At 53.9% G+C, this 22,593-nt stretch carries 18 protein-coding genes; 10 read left to right on the top strand and 8 right to left on the bottom strand.

Features of this window, described 5'->3' with window-relative positions; all coding sequences use genetic code 11:
• Positions 1 to 26: 26 nt before the first annotated feature.
• Genes K239x_RS20880 through K239x_RS20870 form a run of 3 tightly spaced genes read left to right on the top strand, consistent with a single transcriptional unit; the run spans position 27 to position 1,522 of the window.
• Entirely contained in the window at positions 27 to 923 is an 897-nt protein-coding gene (locus tag K239x_RS20880; RefSeq protein WP_145420290.1) for a sugar phosphate isomerase/epimerase family protein, read from the top strand.
• Positions 924 to 982: 59 nt separating this feature from the next.
• Entirely contained in the window at positions 983 to 1,186 is a 204-nt protein-coding gene (locus K239x_RS20875) for a thioredoxin domain-containing protein (protein ID WP_145420288.1), read from the top strand.
• 9 nt (positions 1,187 to 1,195) lie between these two features.
• The gene (locus K239x_RS20870; protein WP_145420286.1) at positions 1,196 to 1,522 is read left to right on the top strand and encodes a hypothetical protein; all 327 of its coding nucleotides are present in this window, start codon (positions 1,196 to 1,198) and stop codon (positions 1,520 to 1,522) included.
• Positions 1,523 to 1,608: 86 nt separating this feature from the next.
• Here K239x_RS20870 and K239x_RS20865 read toward each other — a convergent pair whose 3' ends face one another.
• Positions 1,609 to 1,992, bottom strand: a complete 384-nt coding sequence (locus tag K239x_RS20865; protein WP_145420284.1) for a hypothetical protein — start codon at positions 1,990 to 1,992, stop codon at positions 1,609 to 1,611.
• Positions 1,993 to 2,189: 197 nt separating this feature from the next.
• Here K239x_RS20865 and K239x_RS20860 point away from each other — a divergent pair, with 197 nt between their 5' ends.
• The 6 genes from K239x_RS20860 to K239x_RS20835 all read left to right on the top strand — a co-directional run bounded on the left by K239x_RS20860 (position 2,190) and on the right by K239x_RS20835 (position 7,311).
• On the top strand, positions 2,190 to 2,735 hold the full coding sequence (locus tag K239x_RS20860) for a hypothetical protein (RefSeq protein WP_145420282.1): 546 nt from the start codon (positions 2,190 to 2,192) through the stop codon (positions 2,733 to 2,735).
• 26 nt (positions 2,736 to 2,761) lie between these two features.
• Positions 2,762 to 3,847, top strand: coding sequence for a M24 family metallopeptidase (locus tag K239x_RS20855; protein WP_145420280.1), 1,086 nt, complete (start codon positions 2,762 to 2,764; stop codon positions 3,845 to 3,847).
• A 103-nt stretch (positions 3,848 to 3,950) separates the two neighbouring features.
• On the top strand, positions 3,951 to 4,430 hold the full coding sequence (accB, locus tag K239x_RS20850) for an acetyl-CoA carboxylase biotin carboxyl carrier protein (RefSeq protein ID WP_145422481.1): 480 nt from the start codon (positions 3,951 to 3,953) through the stop codon (positions 4,428 to 4,430).
• A 56-nt stretch (positions 4,431 to 4,486) separates the two neighbouring features.
• Positions 4,487 to 5,830 (top strand): acetyl-CoA carboxylase biotin carboxylase subunit, encoded by a 1,344-nt coding sequence (gene accC, locus K239x_RS20845; RefSeq protein WP_145420278.1) that lies wholly within the window; start codon positions 4,487 to 4,489, stop codon positions 5,828 to 5,830.
• Between the two features lie 150 nt (positions 5,831 to 5,980).
• On the top strand, positions 5,981 to 6,574 hold the full coding sequence (locus tag K239x_RS20840) for a peroxiredoxin (RefSeq protein ID WP_145420276.1): 594 nt from the start codon (positions 5,981 to 5,983) through the stop codon (positions 6,572 to 6,574).
• A gap of 92 nt (positions 6,575 to 6,666) precedes the next feature.
• A complete protein-coding gene (locus K239x_RS20835; protein ID WP_145420274.1) occupies positions 6,667 to 7,311 on the top strand; it encodes a hypothetical protein in 645 nt (214 codons plus the stop codon).
• A gap of 22 nt (positions 7,312 to 7,333) precedes the next feature.
• On the opposite strand, the gene K239x_RS20830 is transcribed toward K239x_RS20835, so the two are convergent.
• The 3 genes from K239x_RS20830 to K239x_RS20820 form a co-directional block, all read right to left on the bottom strand.
• Positions 7,334 to 9,658: a hypothetical protein gene (locus tag K239x_RS20830; RefSeq protein WP_419189224.1), complete on the bottom strand. Its 2,325-nt coding sequence runs from the start codon at positions 9,656 to 9,658 to the stop codon at positions 7,334 to 7,336.
• A gap of 526 nt (positions 9,659 to 10,184) precedes the next feature.
• The gene (locus K239x_RS20825; protein WP_145420270.1) at positions 10,185 to 11,618 is read right to left on the bottom strand and encodes a phytoene desaturase family protein; all 1,434 of its coding nucleotides are present in this window, start codon (positions 11,616 to 11,618) and stop codon (positions 10,185 to 10,187) included.
• Between the two features lie 53 nt (positions 11,619 to 11,671).
• Positions 11,672 to 12,355, bottom strand: coding sequence for a hypothetical protein (locus tag K239x_RS20820; RefSeq protein WP_145420268.1), 684 nt, complete (start codon positions 12,353 to 12,355; stop codon positions 11,672 to 11,674).
• Between the two features lie 57 nt (positions 12,356 to 12,412).
• Between K239x_RS20820 and K239x_RS20815 the strand changes: the two genes are divergently transcribed.
• On the top strand, positions 12,413 to 12,781 hold the full coding sequence (locus K239x_RS20815) for a nucleotide pyrophosphohydrolase (RefSeq protein WP_419189223.1): 369 nt from the start codon (positions 12,413 to 12,415) through the stop codon (positions 12,779 to 12,781).
• Positions 12,782 to 12,812: 31 nt separating this feature from the next.
• On the opposite strand, the gene K239x_RS20810 is transcribed toward K239x_RS20815, so the two are convergent.
• From K239x_RS20810 to K239x_RS20795, 4 genes are all read right to left on the bottom strand, one after another.
• The gene (locus K239x_RS20810; RefSeq protein ID WP_145420266.1) at positions 12,813 to 13,685 is read right to left on the bottom strand and encodes a hypothetical protein; all 873 of its coding nucleotides are present in this window, start codon (positions 13,683 to 13,685) and stop codon (positions 12,813 to 12,815) included.
• On the bottom strand, positions 13,682 to 19,471 hold the full coding sequence (locus K239x_RS20805) for a tetratricopeptide repeat protein (RefSeq protein ID WP_145420264.1): 5,790 nt from the start codon (positions 19,469 to 19,471) through the stop codon (positions 13,682 to 13,684). The genes K239x_RS20810 and K239x_RS20805 overlap by 4 nt, the downstream gene beginning before the upstream one ends.
• 173 nt (positions 19,472 to 19,644) lie before the next feature.
• Positions 19,645 to 21,954 carry an AMP-binding protein gene (locus K239x_RS20800; protein WP_145420262.1) on the bottom strand — a complete coding sequence of 770 codons (2,310 nt, stop codon included), beginning with the start codon at positions 21,952 to 21,954 and terminating at the stop codon, positions 19,645 to 19,647.
• Between the two features lie 194 nt (positions 21,955 to 22,148).
• The gene (locus tag K239x_RS20795; RefSeq protein WP_145420261.1) at positions 22,149 to 22,502 is read right to left on the bottom strand and encodes a hypothetical protein; all 354 of its coding nucleotides are present in this window, start codon (positions 22,500 to 22,502) and stop codon (positions 22,149 to 22,151) included.
• Between the last annotated feature and the right edge of the window lie 91 nt (positions 22,503 to 22,593).

The raw sequence follows: 22,593 nt of genomic DNA, 5'->3' as shown, positions 1-22,593 counted from the left end.
CACCTCTAGCGTAGAAAGTCAACGCGATGCCGCAACTGGCTGCTTTTCCAAAACTGTACATGCAACAACTGTGCAAAGACGGCACGTTCAGTCTGAGCGAGTGGATCGATCTTGCCAGCGAGTTGCCGATCCATGGGCTGGAGTGGTATGCCAGTTTCTTGGAGATGCAGGATCGGTCGAACTGGCAATCGTTGCGTGACAAAGTGGAGTCCAAGGGGCTAGTGATTCCGATGATGTGTTGCTCGCCTGATTTTACGCATCCTGACGCGGAGTTTCGGCGCGAGCAGATCGAGAAAGAGAAATTCTGGATCGATATGACCGCTGCGATGGGCGGCTCCTTTTGCCGGGTGCTGTCCGGACAACGTCGTCCCGAACTTTCTCGCAGCGAAGGCGTCCGACTTGCCGCCGAGTGCATCGACACTTGCGCTCCGTATGCAGCAGAGCGAGGCGTGACGCTGATCATCGAAAATCATTACAAGGATGATTTTTGGTTGTACCCCGAATTTGCTCAGATGGCGGACGTGTTTTGCGAGCTAGTTGACGCGGTCCAGGCACCCAATTTTGGCGTCAACTATGACCCCAGTAATACGATTTTGGCGGGGGAAGATCCGTTGGAGTTGCTTCGCCGTGTTGCGTCACGTGTGGTCACAATGCACGCCAGTGATCGCTATTTGATCGAAGGAACGATCGAAGATCTGCGAAACGAAGAAGCTGGTGCCGAGGGATACGCCAAGCGTTTAAGCCACGGTGAGATTGGCAAAGGGCTTAACGATTACGACGCAATTTTTACGCAATTGAAACAGGCGGGCTTCGGCGACAATTGGATCAGTATCGAAGACGGCGTCGATGGCATGGATCAGTTGGCGAGAAGTGCAGAGTTTTTGCGAGCAAAAATGACCGAGTTTTGGCCTGAGACTTCGTGAGCAAATGATCGACTACAATTGGAAGACTACTTCTCTTTCTCTTTAAATGGTCTATCGAAATGTATTTACGAATCGTAGGAGGCGTCGCACTGGCGATGCTGGCCACCACGGTTTTTGCAGAAGCACCGGCCACCAAGGTCGTTGTTGGCAAAGCCGCGCCCGACATCGTGATGACGGGTATCGACGGCGAAGAAATGAAACTCTCGGACGTCACCAAGCAGGGCAAGAATGTCGCATTGATGTTTAGTCGTGCTCATTGGTGACCCTTCTGCATGCGGCAACTGGTCCAGTTGCAACAGCAAACGAGTGATTTTGAAAAGCTGAACACTCAATTGGTGTTCGTATACCGCGAGGAAACTGACGGCGTCGACGGTTTGAAGAAGATCGAAGAGAAGATCGAAGCAAAGAACCGAAAGACAATTTTACTGGGACTTGATCTCAATAAGAAATCTTCCGCCGCGTACAGTTCTCAGAACAGGACGTTTGACAATTACGTGGTCGATTCAAAAGGCATTGTTCGCGGTGTCATCGACGGATCGCTTAAAGATCGCGCGACGGCAAACGAGCTTTTGAAAATTCTAAAGAAAGTCGAAAAGTAGTTCGGCTTTGATGGTTTGCAGTCCACGAAAAACCCCGCGTGATCCGATCACGCGGGGTTTGCTTTTTTTAATTCGATGCTTCGCGACTAGCTAGGCTTGTGCTCTTTGTGACAAGCTTTGCAGTTCGCTGCTTTCTTCAACATCGCTCCTGCTTTTTCGTCGCCTTTGACAGCGGCTTCACCGGCTTTGACGAGAGCGCTGGTCAGGGTTTTCCAACTTTCGTCTTCGCCGCGTGGTTGCTTGTTCTTGCTCAATGCGACGAGCATCTCGTGCAGTTGCTTCTTTTCTTCGTCCGAAGCTTCGCCGCCTGCGACCTTCTTCAGTAGTGGCCCTTTGAAGGCCTTCTTCATGATCTGTTTGGTCTTGAACTTGGGTGCTTTGTCGTCATCGTCAGCAGCCATTGCAGGCAAGCTAACAATGGCGCCAAGCAGTAGGCACCCAGCTAATTGAACTATGACATTACGCGACATTTTGAAAATTCTCCCGAGGCAAATCCAGTGACAAAGTTGGTCGTGGTCCGAGCGACCAATAATCGACGACCAGCAATCCATGGCAAAGTTTAGTGAAGCGGCTGACCTCTGTCACTCATTTGATCGCAATCGCCAAGGAATTTCACATATCTAGTTCTCGCGAGCCGTCGATCGAGCAATTCGTTACATTTGGGGCCATGCGACGTTGGATCGAAATTGTGTATTTGCTGTGGTGGGCGTGGTTGTGCATGGCCCTGTTGCACGAACTGGGGCACATCGCTGTGGGCTGCGCCGTCGGCGGGGATTTGGAGCATTTCGAGCTGCGACCGTGGTGTTTGCCGCACAGTTTGTTCGCAAGCAATTCGTTTCCGCTGCTCACTCTTTGGGCAGGTCCGATCCTCGGCAGCGTTTCAGTATTGGTGGTCGCCGCGATTGTTCGGCGGCAGGCCGTCTGGTTCGTCGCTTGGTTTAGTGTTGTCGCCAATGGGCTGTACCTTCTGGCCGGTTACTACTCCGGCGACAGTGAACTGGACAGCACCAAAATGCTGCAGGAGGGAACTCCTGCATGGATGTTGATTGCCGTCGGCGCGGCAATGTCGATTGCCGGATACATCGGCTTTCGGTCAGAGTTTCAGCGAGCAGTGTCGGGCAATGCATCGCCGTTGTCGCTGAGGTCGATCGTCATCAGTGCTGGTGCGATGGTAATCCTGGTTCTATTGTTAGCCGTGATGGGGTCACGATAAGAAACACTTCACAGCAGAGAAGCCGCATGACGAAGCGAATCGAGAAAGTTGTCAGCCAATTAGAGGGTCTCCAAGCCGATGCGATGCTGGTAACCAACGAAATCAATGTTTCGTATCTAAGCGGTTTCAGTGGCGACAGTTCGTACCTTTTGATCACGCCCAACGAGACGACGATCATTAGTGACGGTCGTTACGAAACGCAGATCGCCGATGAATGTCCTGATTTGAAAACCACCATTCGTTATTCCGGCGAACGGATGATCGATTCGATCAAAGACGTGATCGGAGCTGCGGGAGCGAAACGAGTCGCTGTGGAAGCCGAGCACCTGACGCTGAACGGCTTTCGCGGTTTTGGCAAAAACATTGATTCGGTCCAGTGGGTCGAAACCAGTGGCGTGGTCGAAGCATTGCGAATGATCAAGGACGAATGCGAAATCGAGATCATTCGCAAATCGATTCAAATCAACGAGCAAACGTTTCTGTCGGTCGTCGCCAAGCTGCGTCGCGATTGGACTGAGCGTGAGATTGCTCATGAATTTGAAGCGACGATGCGTTTCTTAGGTGCCGAAGGCGTCAGTTTTGTTCCGATCATTGGCGCCGACGCCGCGGGAGCGCTGCCACACTACACGCCGTCGCCATACCCGATCGGCGACGCAGCGACGTTGTTGATCGACTGGGGGGCGTTTTACAAAGGATATGCCAGCGACATGACGCGGACTTTGCACCAGGACCACGCCAGCGACAAATTTCGGTCGGCGTACCAGGCGGTTTTGGATTCGCAGGTTGCGGCAATCCAGGCGATCCGGCCGGGCGTGAAGGCGTCAGAGGTGGATGCAGTTGCTCGCGGGGTACTTCAAGAGGCTGGATTGGCGGATGCTTTTGTTCACGGATTGGGCCACGGGATCGGGCTCCAGATCCACGAAGGCCCCCGAATGTCGTCCATTAGCACCGAAACGCTCCAGACGGGGATGGTCGTCACGGTTGAGCCAGGCGTGTATTTCGCAGGCGAATTCGGGATTCGCATCGAAGATGACATTTTGGTGACTTCGTCCGGGCACGAGGTCTTGTCGCATTTGCCCAAGGGACTCGATGAATGCCGCATAATGCTGTAAAACCTAGCCCGCTCAGGAAATGCATTTCCGAGCCTCTCAAGACTGGTTCCATGATGACGGTCTTGAGGTAAACCAACCATTGTTAACTGACGGCGAGTTCAATATGAGTAAGGGCGGTAAGCCAAGTCGCGGGATCTTCGATGTCGATCGAATTCGCGAGATTATCGAGTTGATGGAGCAACACGATCTGAGCGAAGTTGACCTGCAACAGGGCGATGACAAAATCAAACTCAATCGCGGTGCCGTTGCCGTGCCGATGGCCGCACCAGCACCAGTGTTGGCAGCGTCGGCGCCGGCGCCGGCGGGGGCTGCTCCGGTTGCGAGCGATGCTCACGCGGGAACGATCACGGTCAACGCGCCGATGGTCGGTACCTTTTACGCTCGCCCCAATCCGGAGTCCGAAAACTTCGTTCAGGTTGGTGCAGTCGTCAATGAAAACACCGTGGTGTGTATCGTCGAAGCGATGAAGGTGTTCAACGAGATCCCGGCGGAATGCAGCGGTACGATCGTCGAAGTGTTGGTCGAAGACGGGCAGCCCGTCGACTTTGACAAACCCATGTTCCGCGTGAAGCCCAACGCGTAATTCCAGCGAGCAGTCGAAACTCCTCGTCCAATCGTCTTTCGTCGAAATAGCCTTTCGTGATCCAAAAAATTCTCATCGCCAATCGTGGCGAAATTGCGTTGCGCATCATTCGTGCTTGTCGCGAAATGGGCATCAAGTCCGTGGCCGTCTACAGTCAAGCCGACAAGGATTCGATGCACGTCGCGCTGGCTGATGAAGCGTACTGTGTCGGCACAGCGAAAAGCGCCGACAGCTATCTCAAGATCGACCAAATCATCGCTGCTGCGGAAGTCGGCAATGTCGATGCAGTGCACCCCGGCTACGGATTCTTGGCCGAAAACGCCCACTTCAATGAAGTCTGTCGATCAAGTGGTTTTGAATTCATCGGTCCGTCGCCTCAGGCAATGGAAAAGTTGGGTGACAAGAACACCGCTCGTTCGATGGCGATCGCCAACGACGTTCCGGTTGTGCCCGGCAGCGACGGTCTGATCGACGCCAATACCGACGCAACGCAAATTGCCCGGGACATCGGGTTTCCGGTCCTGATCAAAGCCACGGCCGGTGGTGGTGGCAAAGGCATGCGAGTTGCCGAAACCGAAGCTGATTTGGAAACGGCGCTCAATCAAGCCCGTACCGAAGCCGGCGCGGCATTTGGTAACAGTGGTGTCTATTTGGAACGCTACGTGACATCACCGCGCCACGTCGAAGTCCAAGTGATCGCCGACAACCATGGCAATGTTTGTCACTTGTTTGAACGCGATTGCAGCGTTCAGCGTCGCCACCAAAAATTGATCGAAGAAGCTCCCAGCCCGAACTTGCCCGAATCGCGTCGCAAGGCCATTTGTGACGCGGCGGTCCGAATGATTCGTGGCGCTGAGTACGGTAATGCAGCGACAGTGGAGTTTATCGTCGACAAGAACGATGATTTCTTCTTTATCGAAGTCAACGCTCGCATCCAGGTGGAGCACCCGGTAACCGAAGCGATTACCGGCATCGATTTGATCAAAGAACAGATCCGAGTCGCTTCGGGCGAGAAGCTGTCGTTCGCCCAGGACGACGTGTCATGCACGGGGCATGCGATCGAATGTCGGATCAATGCCGAGAACCCTGACAAGAACTTTATGCCCAACCCGGGCAAGATCACTCGTTTGTTCACGCCCGGCGGGCTGGGCGTGCGTTTCGATTCGCACGTGTACGGTGGCTACAGCGTGCCACCCCACTACGATTCGATGATCGCCAAGCTGATCGTCCATCGCCCGACGCGAGAAGAAGCGATCGCAACAATGCGGCGGGCCTTGTTGGAAATGCAGGTCGAAGGAATCGAGACCACGGCCAGTTTCCATGACAAAGTTCTTCAGCATCCGGAGTTTATCGCGGGCACGCACGACACCAAATTTGTCGAACGAGAATTTACCGGTTAGACAACTCAATTCGTAATTGCCACGGGCCGCGCCAGTCGCAGCCGCAGTGAAATGGGCCGGCAGAGATTCGGCCCATTAGAAATATCGTCGCCAACACAAAAGTTGGCATCGTTCCCCATTCAGTTCACTTTTACAGTAAAAGACATCGCTATGAGTGTTTTGGTCACCCAGCAAGCACCCGAATTCACCGCACAAGCCGTCATGCCTGACGGGCAGTTCAAAGAAGTTTCTTTGAGCGATTACAAAGGCCAGTACGTCCTGCTTTTCTTCTGGCCCTTGGACTTTACCTTTGTATGTCCAACCGAGATCATCGCGTTTAGCGACCGTGCCAAGGACTTTGCCGCTTTGGGCGTGCAGATTCTGGGCGTGTCGATCGACAGCCACTTTACTCACTTGGCATGGACAAACACGGCGCGTGACCAAGGCGGCATTGGCAAAACCGACTACCCATTGATCGCTGACCTGAACAAGCAGATTTCGCGTGACTACGACGTGTTGCTTGATGGTGGTGTTGCTCTTCGCGGGCTCTTCCTGATCGACAAAGAAGGCATCGTGCGTCACCAAGTCGTCAATGACTTGCCGCTGGGCCGTAGCGTCGATGAAGCTTTCCGAATGGTGCAAGCGTTGCAGTACTTCGAGAAAAATGGCGAAGTGTGCCCAGCCAACTGGCAGGAAGGCAGCCGTACGATCAAACCGGACGTTGAGAACAGCAAAGAGTTCTTCAACGCTGAGTACAAGGCTTAATTCAACGCCGATTGCGGCTCACCGAGTCGATGAATCGTTTCCGGCCGTGCCATGCACGGCCAACTCTCTTCGCTCACCCGCCAAAGCACGCCATGTGGACCATCAAGGCCAACCAGCTTGGCCAAGCCAACTGGAACACCGATCAGATCAAGTTGACGATCGATGCGCGAGGCGGGGATCACGGGATTCACGTCGACGGGGATGATGGTCGTCAGTGGTTTCGGCTTGATGCGATCGAAGGCAAAGAGCTTTCGCCGGTCGCCGAGCAATATGTTCGCGGCAATGAGTTGCACCTCTGGTTGCCGCAGGGCGACAACGAATTTGGCGTCAAAATAACCTTGGAGCCGATCGCTTCGCAGCAAGGCGGCGTGTTTGTGTTGCAAGCCACTGTGTCGATTCAAACGACGTTGCTGGATTCGCATCCTAAGTTGGATGTCATCGCAGCAGCCAACGGTACTAAGGCGGTTGGTGAAATCGTTGGCTCTGGTTCACCGCCGGTTTCAATCGCCACTCGCGATGGCAAACCCTTGGCGGTTGTTCTAGGCAAGCACGATAGTCCTTTCACAAGCAGCAGTAGCACAGGCGATCAGATTGCCTTGCGTCTTTTTGGTGACTTCTTGGAAAAGGGAGTCATCCGCAAAGCTCGGCCCTGGTTCGTGTTTGGAGAGGTAGCCGAAGAACAATTGCTCGAATACGCCCGCGAACTAAGCAACAGTCCGTTGCCGCTGACACCGTAGTGACATCGCAAGTCTGTGCTCGTTACCGCGATCGGTCGTTGATGGGAAGGCTTACGCTGAACTCGGAAAACACTTGATTGGTAGACGGGTCTGAAACCTTGAAATCGACCTCGCATCGACTTTCGCTTGCCAGTTTGACCATCCCCGTTACATGGTGCGTCACCCGTGCGTTAGGCGGCAAATATCGGCCATGTGTTTCGATTGATCCTGCGTCTCGATTTGTGCCATAGCGTACGCCTGTTCGCACCTGGTCATTGGAAACCATTGGCACGTTCCAGTCCTGCAACAATTCGTGCAGCCGGTCGTGAAGCTTTTTCGTCGAGTCGCCGGCGTAGGTATCCAGGCGTAGCCGCCGTGCACCCTTGTATTTCATTCTTACGGCAGCTCTCTGATCCACTGGTCCCCGGTACTCGAACGGCGAAAAGGCAACGACAGGCATTTCGCTTCGTCGTGCGTAGACGATATCTCCGATCTCTAATCGGTCCTCCGGAAACTGCTCCCGCAACCCTGAGTCACCGAACCTGATCATGGCATGCGATGCAGCGACCTTCGTTACCGAAAGCGGAACGGCGAGATTTACGCGATATGCTTTTGCCGGAGTGTTACCCGTAACGCGAGATGCGTACATGCGGTCACCGGCTTTCAAACCAGTGTTTTCGCCAATGGTAATGGAGGCGGAGTCATTTGAGCCGATCGCAGCTACGTAGCCCGACGGCGGAAGAATGGCTCTCATCAAATTGTAGCCCGCCACTCTGACTCGATCGGGCAAGGGAACCAATTCGGGCTGTTCGACGAAAGTTAGATGCACATCGTCCGGAGTCGCGTAGTGAAAGTGTTTGCCAAAGAGCGAGCGATAGATCGCGGTGCCCGATCGCTTTCCTTCGTATAGCACTACCGCCGACGTGTCCGTCTGGGTTGGCACCCACAGCGTTCCTCGATTAATCGGCGGCTGTTCTTCGACAAACTCAATTGGTCTTGCGGCAGTTTTCTTCAAGCGAATGGACGCCATCCGCCCAGAGGAGGGAAAGTGCAAATCTGAATCGACTACAAACTTCCGGTCTCCCTGAATCGCCGATAGCACCTCGCGATTACGGACATCCCGTAGTCGCAGATCCAAATGATAGGCACCGCCTTCGGCAGGAGGCGCCACTTCAATATCCAGTAGATGAGTTACAGGAGAGTAGGCAAGTCGATCATTCGTTTTTTCGACAGCGTCTATTAGCAAGTCCGCGACAAGATCGTCTTCATCTTCAACCTGCAGAAGCAGTTTGATTGCTGCAGCAGCTAAACTGTTGGGCAGAAATGCTTCCTTGAGAATCTGACCGAAAGATTCGGGTTCGACTAGCTTAATTCCGACGTCCTGACTGGAAAGACGCGAGAGTTTTTCGTAGATCTCTGACTCAAGCAAATACCGGGCGCGGTCTAAATCGACTTCTCCTGCGGACTTTCTGCGAATCAGCTGCAACAAGCCGAACGCTATGTTCGGTTTGCCACGCAACCCACCGTCTGAAGTGTTGACTTTGACGGCGAGATACGGCGGCTGAGAAATCGTAGATGCAGTTGCTTGCTCTAACGCTTCAACCATGCGTATCAGGCACGAGTCGAGGAATTCGCCGTCTTCTAGATATTTTGCTTCTCGTTCATTCACCAATCGTGCTGAGCCTGGCCGGATTTGGCTGAGAGGAATCGACGAGACTGATTCGCCCAATCGCTGGATCTTGATTGACGCAGCATCGGCACCGCAGAATCTGGCAAATTGAGGTGCGTCAGTTGACGCGAGCCGAAACGAAACGTAGCGACGATCTGGATCGGCAGGTGATTCAAAGAAATCGCGTTTTCGAAACAGAGATCGAACGGCAGCATCCTGGTCGACAGTTAGAAATTCACCTGGTTGCACGGAAGCATGGACACGGCGTGCTAAAACGTGATCGTGCTCAGTCCAAAGGGCGCCACCTCCTCTCGCTGACATGATGGCGATCGGAGCCCAAGCGTCCTCGGCAACGTCGATGCACTTCAGCGTAGGATTGCCAGCAGTAGAAACCAACGCGACGGCCCGGTGCGTTGGGTTGGCAATTACTAGTTCAGCCTCTCGCCATTTTGTAAATCTCTCAACCTGACTTATTAGCTTTAGCAATTTATCTCGCTCTGCTTTTAGCTCACGCTTGACTCTATCGAGTTCTTCGCTCGCGTCATCTAGTTCTGAGCTAACACGCGCGCGTTCGTCTTCCAGGCTCTCGATCTCCTTTTTGATTGCGTCGGCTTGCTCTAAGGGCAAACCGGTTTGTGCTGCACCAGCGGCAGCGGGTTTTCCCGAGGTCTGGGTCTGAGCAGGAGGCTGTGTTGCCATCCGATTAGTTTCGTCGATTTTAAGCGACGATTGCGTTTGCCGGGATTGACCACTCTGATTTGTGCCAGCATTGAAGTTGTTCGTGTCGCTCTCGGCTGGCCATCGCATCAAAGAAAATCCGATGATGCATGCGGACGCCGCAGCCACGATGCCCATCGCTGCAAACCACTTGTGTTTCGATAAAGTAGAGTCAGTTTGGCCTGCGGCAACGTCAGAGGATGCCGGGAGATGCTCCTGCGCGACTGGCGGATTGGGTGTCTTCGCGGCTGATTCAGCTACGGCAGCTTGCGAGTTTGCGGTCTGCTCCGATTCATTTTGAATCTCATTGCCACAAATCGCGCAGAATCTACCCTGCGTGTCTCCTAGAGACTCTCCGCATGATGGGCAAAATTTGATGGTTGGCATTCCGATTTCCCAGATTGAACACTTGACCAACAGATCTTAATGGGCCCTTAAGAACAGATCAATTCAACCTTTGAAAACGGTCCGCGTGTGGAAAGAAGTTTTGCGTCAGACTTGTTGAAGACTAAACCGGCGACGATTCGTTGAATAGCAGTTGGTCCACTTCGTTGCTGACGATCACACCATAGTTGATCGCTCCCAGCCAGCCGCTCATGATGATTCCAACGCTGCCGGCATGGAACATGCCGCCGATCTGCTGTGGCAGTTCGCGACTAACCCCCAGACCTTCAAATTTGGTCCCAAAACTGGCGCCCATTTCGTGCCTTGTGTAATGGTTGAACGTGACGGGCGTGGCGGCTTCAGCGCGGTCGATCTTGTCTCGCACGCCTGGAATGTAGCGTTCGAGAGCCTCGATCGTCGTTTCGACCAAGTCGGCTTTGCTGGCGTTGTAGTCCTCTTCACTCATGTCGGACCAGTCGGACCAATTTGCGTTGGTGCTACTGACGATCGCGTAGCGTTCCTTCTTTTTCTGTGGGCGCGTCCGAGGATAGTAGAAACTAAATGTTCGGCTGGTGATGTCGCGGCTAAGCAACAGATCGGTACGGAATTCTTTGGCCGTGCTGGTAAAGAAAAGATCACCCGATGATTCGTCGATCTCCTCGCCTTCCTTTAACGCCATGTAGACCTGCGTGCTGCTGTTGTTCAGGCGAACCGCCTGCGTGCGGTCGACAAAATCACGATCCAGTTTTTCAGGCCCGATCATATTTAGGATGGTTGTTCGCAAGTTTGCGTTGCTGACGATCGCACGACATTTGATTTTTCGGTCTCCTACTTGGATGCCGGAAACTTTGCCGTCCTCCACGTCAATTTTGTCCACGCCGCAGTTGATGCGAATGTCGACACCGTTCTTTACAAGTTCCTTTTTCATCCTTGCGACGAGGTCTTCGGTGCCACCTTCGTAGATAAACACACCTTTGCTCATGAAATTGCTGAAGACGATTCCGTACGTGATCGCGGGATCCTCCAGGGTCGAACCGTTGGCGTACGTGATCGGCTCCATCAACAAACGCACGACGTCGTCGCGTCCAGGAAAGAACCGGTCAAACAGCTGACGCGTCGTCGTTGCTTGATCGTCGTAAAAGTTCATTCCGCGGGCCGTATCAAAAAAATCAGACACGGTTTGCGGAGCAATTCCAAAGTCGGTCGTCAGTAGCCGCGTAAAGTCTTCGCGGTTGAAGGAGGTCGTGAGCGAAAATTGCGGATTGTCGAATCGGATATTCGTCAATTGAACGATTCGGTCGGCAATGTCGCGGCTCCAATAGCGGCGGCACGACTTGATCATTCCGTGCGGGAATCCGTGCAGCGAGATGTCAAATATGTGCCCGCCTGGCCGTAAGAACCAAGTCGCCAATCCGCCAAGTTTGTAGTGCTGTTCCAGCAGCAGCACGCGGTGCCCCGCACTGCCCAGGATGTTTGCCGATGTCATTCCAGCCAGTCCACTGCCAATGACAACAACATCGTATTCGTCAGCGGCGTCTTTCAGAAAATCGCGTGGCATAATGAACTAGTAAGTAGAAAAGATGAAGTGGATTGCTTGGGGGATCAACGGATCTAAAGTGTGCCGATATCAGGTTGCAATTCTGCGTAGATTCCAACTTGGTCTCGCTCGGGTGGCCTATCACCGTACAGCATCAAACCGCCTTCGCCGACCAGCCATTTTTCGTCTAACAATCGCAGCGGTTTTGCTTTGTCAATTGCCAGCGTTTGTCGGCCAACTCCCGCACTGATGACTTCGGCTGTTTGTCGAAAGATCGCAGCGTGTTCGTCGGGGAGGACGGTTCCAATTCGCTTTGTCCCTGCGTCAGACTGCACCAGTGTAGTAATTTTCCAGCGTTCGTCGCGAGGGTCTTTCATAACCCGCACAATCACGACCGACTCACCTTGTGGCAGCGGGGCGGCGGCGAACCACGTCGGTCCTGATGAGTCTTTTTCCCAGACGCTGCTGTACGCGACTCGGTACCGGGGATGGTCGGGCGTGCGAATTCGCAATCGGTACGTCAATGGCTGGTTGCTGGGCAAGCGGACCGCAGCAACTTGATCCGCTGTGCTTGGTTCTAGAAAACCGACTTCCGCTCGCAATTTGGCAAGTTCAGAATCACTTTTTTGCAGCTGTGATCGGGTCAACGCCCATGCGGCACCCATCGCAACGACGACCATGATCAGCAACAATTCTCGCAGACTGATTTGCAGTCGCGTTTTGCCGTTGGTTCGTTTGTCGAAGTTGTCAGATAGCATCGCTGCCTATTGTAGCGTCACGTCCAACGATCCTTCAAAGCTCATTCCCGGACAAAGATGATGAACCTACCTTCGGTATCTGCGGATTCCAGTAGCGACGATGCGACCCGCGTCCAAGAATTGAAAGATCTGGTGCGACAATTTGTTGATGAACGCAATTGGCAAACATTTCACAATCCAAAGAACTTGGCGATGTCGCTGGCGATTGAAACCGGCGAATTGCTCGAGCATTTTCAGTGGCTCACCTTGGACGAGGCGAACGCTGTGAAGGACGACGCTGCCAAGAAACACGCTGCCGGTGAAGAGCTGGCGGATTGTTTGGCTTACGTCATCGCGATTGCGAATTCGATGGAGATCGACTTGAGCCAGACACTACGTGCAAAGATGATACGCAATGCCGAAAAGTATCCCGTCGGCGAATGCTGAACTGCGGGAGGGGATTCGGCCATGCTCTGGATTACTGAAGTTTACGTCGCAGTTTACGTGCGCTTTCTTGCAGTAGCAGTGGTATTTTGCTGCGTAGCAAATTACTGCCGCGGAACCAATCGGTCGGTTCATAGATGATGAAACGCGACTCGATAAAGCAAGCGTTGCTCAGTCCAGTTCCGTCCGTTTCGCTCAGACGCGTCACGCTTAGGTATCCCGCGGCACCTTGGTACGGACGCCAGTCGGGATCTCCTTTTTCGCTGATCGGCGCCCATGCATTTCGCGTACTGAATCGAGGGTCGACTTTGACTGCCAGCACAATCGTGTCGTCTTTTGTGGTTTGTTGAATTTGCAGCACACCCTTGACGGTTACTTTGTCCAGCAGCGGGAACTGAATGACGGAAAAAGAAGTTTTGTCGTCCGGGGCGATTCCTCGTTGGCTTAGTTCGTCCACGGTGATCTTTTCCGATTCGACGGTGTCGGCGTCTTCCGGCTTTGATTCGCCGGCAAACATTTGCTTCATCAAGTCTTGGTCTTTCAGCGTTTCCAACGACGCATGGACAACGAACGCCAAGTGGACGCGATGTCCCATGCGTTCACCTTCGCTGTTCTTCAAGTATTCCAAGTCGATCGAAAGAGGTGCCACGACGGATTTTCGGCTAAAACGTTTCCAATCTCCACCGCGAGAAACTGACTTCAGCGCGGCGGCACGCTCAGGCGGAGTCAGTTCCGCAGCAAGCATCGGCGGCAAGACGGCTGTCTTGCCAAGGCCTGGAATCTCAACTCCAGGGCCGACGACTTCTTGTAGCAAAGAAGCTGGCTGAACCCCCGCGTCTTGGGAAAACGACAAGGGCGACGCGGCCATGAAAAAGACGATGGCCGCTGTAGCGAAAAGCACTCTCATTGAACCGTATCCTGGCGAATCGTTTGCTTGCTGAAATCACGCAGAATACCGACGTGTTCTTTTATTGCGGGAGAGTCGGGGTGTTTTTCGAGCGCCGCGTGAAGATAGCTATGGTGTGCGTCGAAGATCTTGTCTGACAATTCAGTTTGTCCTTTCGCTTCCAGTTTCTGCAGCAGCGGAACGATCAGCCGGGTGTTGCCCATGCCGACCGCTGCCATGTCTTGCCACGCCGTTTGGGCCGTTTGGAAGTCATTGTGGTCAATTGCAAGTTCGGCCCTCAGCGCGTGGCGCTGTGCGGCTTGAAAAACCCAGCGACGGAGGTTGGTGTGGAACTGAGTCGGACGCAAATGATACAAATCATGCGATTGCCAAAGTTGCAATTTCTTCGCGGTGTCCGGGCTGTTACGTGCGACCAGCGGAATTGCGTTGATGTGGGTTTTGTGCCCGGGAAGCGTCGTTGTCAGTAGGTCGCGGTGTATCTGAATCGCGTCCTGGTCGAGTCCTTCCTGTTGCAATCCCAATGCCAATCCAAATTCGTTGCCCATCGTAAGTGCCAAGAGCCGAGCCTGTTGTTTGCATTGGTTGGCCGCGGTTGTTTTGCCCGCCTTTTGCCAACAATCGCCTGCTAGATAAAGCCTTGTCAGGTCCAGCGGGCGAAGCTTCCAGGCTTCGCGGAAAGCTTGGGCTGCATCGGCGAAGTTGTCTTCTGCCAAATGTGTGCGCCCGATCAGGATCCAGTCATTGTGCTGGGGGATGTCGGTTGCTTGAGCGTTTTTTCGTGCCAACGCGTATTGCTGATAGCGAAAGTGGGTAACCGGGACACTGTCAGTCTCGGGTGTCTGCGGGCGATTGCCAAATCGGTCGTCTTTTGACTGGGGGAACATGCCCAGTTCCGCAAGTGGTGTTTGGCCCGACATGACGTTATCAATCCGAACGAGCCTTTCGACTGCTGTTTCATTGGGGTATCGACGTGCAAATTCGTCCCACCACTGAAGCGATTCCCGCCAGGACGCTTGGAATTGGTCCGAGTGATAGATGGTCAGGAAATAGCGAGAGCGGACGGAAAGATCGTTTGTGAATTCCGCGAGCGTGTGATGTGCCGCGGATTTGAAACCCAGTTGGTGCATCCGAGTCGCAAGCGAGACGAGGTACTCCCTGCGACTTTTGGCGTCGAGCGATTCCGCGGCGTGCTGCCTAAGTGTGTTGATGACGGCCTGGACATCGGCGGTCATTCCGGCGCCTTTCAAAAGGATGGCAACCTGCAAAAGGAAATCTCGAGCTCGCCTCTGATTTGACACAGAGGGTTTTGCTTGGCCGCGAACATCATCGAACAGTACATTGCAGCGATGAGGGTCCCATTTGATCGATTGCAAAGCACGGTCAAAATCTAATCGTTCCCAGTGCCAGTACATGGCTCGGCGCGGCAATTTATCGTCAAGCAGAGCGAGCGCTAGTCTGGGCCTGTTGGCTGACAGTAACGCATCGGCCACATATCGATGCAGGTGAATGTCTTGGGGATGGCTTTCGACCAAGTCGGTCAACTGCTTGATGTCGGCGTCTTCTGTCTTTTTTGATGAATACAAACCCGCCAGTTGCTTCGCCACGATCTGAAAGCCCAGCTGTTCGACTCGTCGATGGACTGGATTGATGTCGCTCTTGACCGGCGTGTTGGGCATCTCTTTGATCGATGGCACCGGCAGGGTGGACAATTCGTCGTACCGATGGTTTTCGATGGCGTCGGTCCAGTGGATCACCGGATCGGCCAGTTTTGATGTGATCAGCGGCGGGCGACTGTCTAGGTTCTGGCTGCGTAAAAGAAAGTAGCGGTAACGCTGCGATTGATCGAGATCGGTGGGCTGTGATTGAGTGGGCTGTGATGGGGGAGCGAGATCCGATTTGCCAAAGCGTTTCATCAGCATCCGGAATCGGATCAGACGCAGTTTGCCCTGATCGGTGTCGCTCAATTGGAGGAGCAATCGTTCGGCGGCTTGGTAATCGCCCACTCGAATCGCTAGCGAATACAAACCGGTAGGTTGTCCCAGCGTTGACTCTAGTTGTCGGCGAGCGTTGGGTTTGTCGGAGTTGTTCTTGTGTTGTTCACCCATCACATCAAGCAACCATCGGCCGTCGCCGTGGTCGATCAGTGCTGTTTGGAGTTCCCAGCGTCCCAGGCTTACGAGCAAAGCGGAACGCCGCGACGGATTGGTATCTTCTTGGTAGGCAGCTTTCAGGATCGGCAGAAGGCCGGGGACGCTTTTGCTTTGGCGGGATAGGGCCGAATTGACTATGGAGAGATAGCTCCCATCTTTGACGACCGTTTCACGGACGCCTTCGATCTCCAGCAGCCCCGGCATCAGATCGCGTTTTTCGATTTCACGGGAGATGTTCGACGACGTCGTTAGCATTCGGATCAATGAACTGCGGCTGCGAACATCGATTCGCTGGATGACCGATGCGACCGGCGTGATGCCTTGCCCATCAAGGAACCATCCAAAGGCTTTCGCGTTGCTGCCCAACTGTGTCATCCGGCTGTAAAGCGAAGTGGTTCGAGTGTCCTGGATTAGCTTTACCAACACCGTTGCTTTGGGATCCTTGATGCGTGCGCGTTCGACCACCGAAGGATTGGTGTAGAACGTCCATCGTCGGGATTCGAAGGTGGTCGCATTTGACTGGGGAGCGTCGACGACGTCGCGTAGTTGATCATAGAATCCAAGGTCGACTAAACGCCCGACCAGAGTGGACGAGTTTAAGTACGTCGAAACGGTTCCTGTGCTTTCGGTCCCCTCGAAAAGCGGCGCTGCGAGCGTCTTCAGTTCAGTGTCGGTGAGAGCTTTCTGATAGTAGACATTCAAAAGTAACGTCCGGCCCAGGACGAGTCGTTCTTTGCCATCGGGCCAGTTCAGGCAACGGGCGATGATGGAGCGGAGTTTTTTCTGTTCGAGCAGCTTTCGCGATATCGATGACGCGTACAGGGCCTTTCGCAGATACTCATACTCGACGGCTTCTGTTTCCAACTGGCGAATGACCACGTTGGCGAGGTCGCTTTTCGCTGCTTCGGCCGAAGTCGTGTACTGGGTCAGAAGAACTAATGCGATCGGACGTTGGACTTCGACCGGCTGAGCGGACGCAAACTTGATCAATTTGGTGGCTAAAGTTTTGTTCTTGCTTTGCTTTGACAAAATGCCCGATTCCAAAAACGCCGCAGCAAACTTCCCGCGTTGTCTTCGGTCGATGGACTGAAACTCCCTAATCAATCGCTCAGGCTGGTTCGGTCCCGAAAACCATTTTTGCGCCTCGGTGGAGTAGCCAATCGATCGATAGCTACTGAGTTGGTCGACATCTCGCAGCGGGAGACACAGTTTGACAAGCCAAGGCAGGTGTCCGTCTTGAAAGAAGAAGGCAGCTCCCGGTTTTCGCAGCATATCGGACACTACCGATCGATGGGCCGTCGCAGAGAGTGTCTTGGGGAGTACGGCGACGATCTCATCGAGACGCTGGTTCTGTAGCACTTGTGTGAAAAACCAGTCCGACGCAAACAGAGCTTTGATGCATTCGCGGCGGTCGTACTCTCGTGGCAACTGAGTCGCCAAATCCCAAAACGAGAGTGCCAGTTTTGGCTCGGCGGCCAGATCTTTTAGATGCAGGTTGGTGATCAGATTGACGTAGCCGCGTGACGCCATCCAGGTTTTGTTGCGAGAGAGTTCCAGCAGATTGGCGGCTAACGATCCCTGAGTCGCCAACACGCGAGCATACGCTTTGCGAGTCATCAGTCTGCGCATGAGATCCTTTTGACGCGCATCGTTGTCAATGTTTTCAATTGATTTTAAGAGCGAATCGTAGTGGCCAGCGTTTAGCAAAGCCGTCACCGCATCATCGCTGCCGACCAATTGAGTCAAAACGGACTCGCGATAATTGGCGGCCAGATTTTGTGTGTCAAAATCAAGCACTTCATGCATGCGTTTATTTGCGACCAGATATTCGATGGTGGCGCCGTTTGCGTAAAGCTTTCCCAGCATGTCGCCACGGTTCTTTTCGTCCGCGCCGCCGACGAGTGTCTTTTTGACTCGCTCAAACTCTCCTTCGTTCAGAAGTTGTTTCAGCAGAGTTTTGTTTCGTAGAATTCCAGTCGCGGCGTAACGTCGGGATCGGCTGTCGCTGTGTTTTTCGACAAACGCTAAGAGCGATCTTCGTTCTTCGCGATCATACAGCGCGTTTGTAAACTGGCTTGCACCCAGTAACGAACTAAAGCGGCTTCCAAGATTGGCCCCCGAGGGCAGCGAATCAAGCGTCCTGATAAATGGCATCGCCATTCGGTGTTTCTTCAGTTCGGCAGCCAGGTGTTTCTTGCTGATGGGCGAATACGCAAGTGTCTGGGTGTCCTTGGTAGAAGCCAGTTTAGCGCATCGCAGCATTTTTTCGATCGTGGCTTTGTCGTGCATCGCTCCAAAATGCTGTTCGGAACTATACGTCTCCACGATCGCCATAAGTTGCCAAGCATGATCGTCCTGCGTGGTCATTCGGTTCCAGATTGCACGGATCACTTCCCTCGACGGTGCAACGTCTCTGGACGAACGCCTGCCAAGGCCTTGCAGGTATCCGGTCACGATTTGATGGCGAGCGGGTCCGTCGGGTTCGTTGTCGATTAGCGAGAGCACATCGTGCTTGACGATTTCGTCTGCGCTCTTCTTCGCTGGCCAAGAGGGCAGAGCAGCCAGTCGGCCGATCAAATTGCCGCGGATTAATTCGTCTTTGGTGTGTGCGGCAGCTTTCAAAAGTGCCTGGTCGCCTACTTTTTGATGCAGGACGGTCAATGCCGATGAGACATTTGCCGTTGTATCGAGAAGCGCGTTTCGTCCTTGCGGCGACAGACGATTGAATAGCTCGTCGATCTTAAACCTTGGAGCCCGTGACGATGATCCGTACGAAGAGATCAACGCGGATGTGCTTAGCAGTTTTGAAACGTGCCGAAAGCGGCTCATTCGATCCGGTTCGTCGGCTACCAAGTCAATCCACTTGACCAGCAAGTCAGTGCTGATCGCACCGCTAGTGATCTTGGAGTCGAAATAAATTCCATCGATCAGCGATCGTCGTGCCGTTGCGTTGGGGCATTGTCCTACGAGATCGACAAACTTGGTGATCCAAGTGACTTGTGTCGCCCGCTGTCGGACTTGGCTGGCACGCAGCACGTACCCGATCATTCGACTAGCATCTCGCGGATTGGCTTCGTTTACCGCCATGCCCAGCAAGCGAAAGTGAAAGTCGTCTTGTTCAGTCGATGGTTTCGTCGTTCGCGTTTGCGTCATGATCATCGATAGATACTCGCTGCGTTGCTGCGGCGAATCCAATCGCTGCAGGACTTTCAAGGTCGCGGCGAAGTAACCAATTTTTGCCAGCTCTGCTGTGGCTTCACGACGTTGTTTGTCACTTCGTGAATTGATGGCCGTCGTAATCCACCGTCGTGCATCGGCAGGCATCTCAGGCGTAATGCCGAGATCGAATTTCTCTCGAATGAACCGAATGCGTTCGCGAGTTTCTAAGTTGGCATTTTTGGTGGCTTCAATCAGCAGCGGTTCGATTGCTGGCCCCATCGCCCACAGTTCTTCTTCGGCGTTTTGTCGCCTTTGAAACCGCCGGTTCGAAAGTTGATCGACAATCGCCAGCACCGTTTCGCGGTCGGTAGCTGAGAGGGCTGCTTGCTGCGCATCCGCTGTGCTGGGAATCTCGGTGTAAATGTTGCCGATCGCCAATGCGAACAGAAAGATCGACGTTTGGATGCGAGAGTTCATAGGCAGCAAAATCAACGAGAAAAGTTCACGTCAATTCTAGCATGCCGCAGGGCGCGTTCGATGGTTTTATCTGCGTTAAACGCAGATGCCGATGGCCCGCTGGATGGCTCTGCCCGCGTTAGGCCGCGATATTGGCACTGCCGCGGCGGTACCGATTCGAGACTTCTGGGCGGCTAGCCTTCCAGTTCGAGAGCCTTTTCTTTGGAGTGTTTTAGGTCCAGTTTTCCGGTGCCTAGCAACGGGATTTCACTAATCACGTGAAACGCATTGGCAGCGGGAATGAACAGATTGGGGAGTCCCGATTCTTTCAAAGCGTCTCGCATTTGGTCCACCGTCACTACGGGGGCACCGGCTTCCAATTCGTCTGCATCGGGTGTTAGGTACAGGACGATCAGGCGTTCGCCTTTCTTGTCGTCCGGAACGGCAGTCACGCAGACGCGTAGTTTTTCGTCGTCATCGGAAATCGTTAGGATCTTGGCGAGCTCTTCTTCGACCTTGCCATGCGGCACCATTTCGCCACCGATTTTGGAGAACCGGCTGAGTCGGCCAGTGATGTGGAGGAACCCATCTTTGTCGACGTGCGCAATGTCGCCCGTTTCGTACCATCCGTCGTGAATTGCTTTGCTGGTCAGGTCGTCGCGATTCGCGTAGCCCTTCATTACGTTGGGGCCGCTGATCAACAGCATGCCGTCTTGGCCGGATTCTAATTCGTCGCCCGTGTCGGGAGAAACCACGCGAGCGGAGATGCCCGGCAAAGGTCGACCAACCGACCCTTCGACGCGATCCGCTTGATACTTGGCAGCCGATCGGCTGGGCGGAATATTGACACTGACCAAGGGACTTAGTTCCGTTGTTCCGTAGCCTTCGACCGGTCGCACGCCAAACTTTTTCTCGAACGCATCAAACAGATCGGCTGGCATTTTCTCTGCACCGACGACGACGACATCCAAATACGCGAACTGTTCTTTGTCGATTCGCCGTAGGTAGCCTCTTAGGAAAGTCGGCGTGCCCAGTAGCACGGTGGTTTTGTACTTGTGTGCAAGTTTCCCCACTTGCCGAGCATCCAGTGGGTTGAAGTGATAGACGCCGGTTGGGCCGAGCGTTTGAACGGCCCAAAGCGTCACGCTGTAACCAAACGAATGGAAAAACGGCAGGACACCTAGCACCGTGTCGTCGGTCGTAAGTTTGATGGCGCGGTCGATCGCGTCGACGTTGTGGCTGACATTGGAATTGCTTAGCAAGACGCCTTTGGGCATGCCGGTGGAACCGCTGGTAAAGATTACGGTCAACAGATCGTCGCAATCGACTTTGTTAAGTCTCAGGATTCGCTCCAGGATCCCAGCCGGCAAATAGGACTGCGTGAAAGCGATGGCCTTATCGACGCTGCTGACTTTCTCTTTTAGATCGTCTAGCAAGACAACTTCCGCGTCCAATTCCAGGTCGATCTTCTCCATGAACTTCTTGCTTGTCAGCACGTGTTTGATGCCGACTTCGGCAATGCAGTGATTCAGCACGGTGCTGCTGACGGTGTAGTTCAGGTTGGCGGAAATTCGCTGGTCCATCGCGAGTGCCGCATTCACGCTGACAGCTCCGACGCTGGGTGGTAATAAGATGCCCACGTATTGTTCGTCGGCGCTGAAGACTTCTCGCCGGAGCATGCGACGCAATGCCAGGGTGCGGATCAGGATCTGACGGCCGGTCAGTTCGATGCCGAGCGAATCGGCAGCTTGCAGTCGTCCACCGGCTTTTTTCCAAGTACGGATCAGGCGACTAGCGAGTACGGGAAAGGACTTGCGGTTTTCGATCGTCGCTCGGGCGCACAAGTCTTGCAGCTTGCTACGCATCATTTCAGCGGAAGCATCGCCGGGGAGCGGAGTGCCGATGTGGCATTTGATTTTGCGTCGGAAGTTCTTGGGCCATTTAAGAAAGAACTTTCCTTCGGAAAAACTGAAAATGCTGCCCCACATGCCTTCGACCCAAATCGGAACAACGACCGCGTCGGTTCCTTTCAGGATCTTTTTCAGTCCGGGTTTAAAAGCTTGCAGTTGTCCGGTACGAGTCAGCGTGCCTTCGGGGAAAATGCCCACGACGTCTCCATCGATCAGGCCTTGGCGTCCAGCCTTGAGGGCTCGCCCGATCGATTTCGGATTGGGCATCATCAAGATGGTGTCAAACGCACCGGCGATCCACGGTGCGATCTTGCCTTTGAAATTACCGCCGTCGACGACAAAGCGGATGTTTCGCGGCAGCATCCACAGCAGCAACAGGCCGTCGATCCACGACACGTGGTTGCTGATGATGACGCACCCATCGGTCTTGGGTAGATTCTCTAGGCCGACGACTTCTTTGCGGTAAAAAACTTCTAAGAACGGTCGCACGAGAAATCGCACGAACAGGCGGCGTGAATAGATGGCCATCACGACCAGGGCAACAAAGAGAATCGCCAACGCAGCGAGGAGGTACCAGAGGATTTGCACGATCATTCTTCCTGAGTTTCGTATCAGCCAGCGGCCATAAGGTAACCCATTCGCGTCGTCATGACGTGAGCAGTTGGGGCAGTTGCATGGCCGCGGGTGCAGGAATTTAAAATAGTTGTCCCATCAGGCCTTGGCGGGGTGGTGGTTGCCGATTCGCAGCCTGGCTGTAAGAGCCCGCGGGGATCTGGTGGGGCCGGTGTTCATTGGTACCAAAGGTGAAACTCGGGGCTGCCCGTCAACGGGTACATCACCAGGAAGTGGTGGATTAGATCGCTCAGCAGCAGAGCCAAGCCAACGATCATTGCATATCGACCCCAAACCGGGCGGCGGTGGAAAAAGTAGAAGCCAGCGGTAGCGATCGCCAGCCCGATGTAGCTGTGGTGAATTCGCAGTCCGCATGTGATCACGCCAATTGTGGACGCAGTGTCGCGAGTCGATGTCAGCCCCGCACCAAACCGAAGGCCGCAGGTCAGCAATTCGATCGCAATCGTCAGGAAGACCGTCCACCAGAACAGTTGCCGGTCGGTCGGGAGGGGGAGTGAGCGGAAGTTCAAAATCGTGAGTTGAGAATTGGGAATGAATGTCAGCCATTTAGCAGAGAGCCTTCGGGAGAAGATACGCAGCGCGAAACCGTCAGCTAATTTG

It is taken from the genome of Stieleria marina, from assembly GCA_007741555.1.
GTDB lineage: Bacteria > Planctomycetota > Planctomycetia > Pirellulales > Pirellulaceae > K23-9.
Note: the sequence above shows the minus strand (reverse complement) of the source record. Positions and strands in the feature narration are given on the sequence as shown.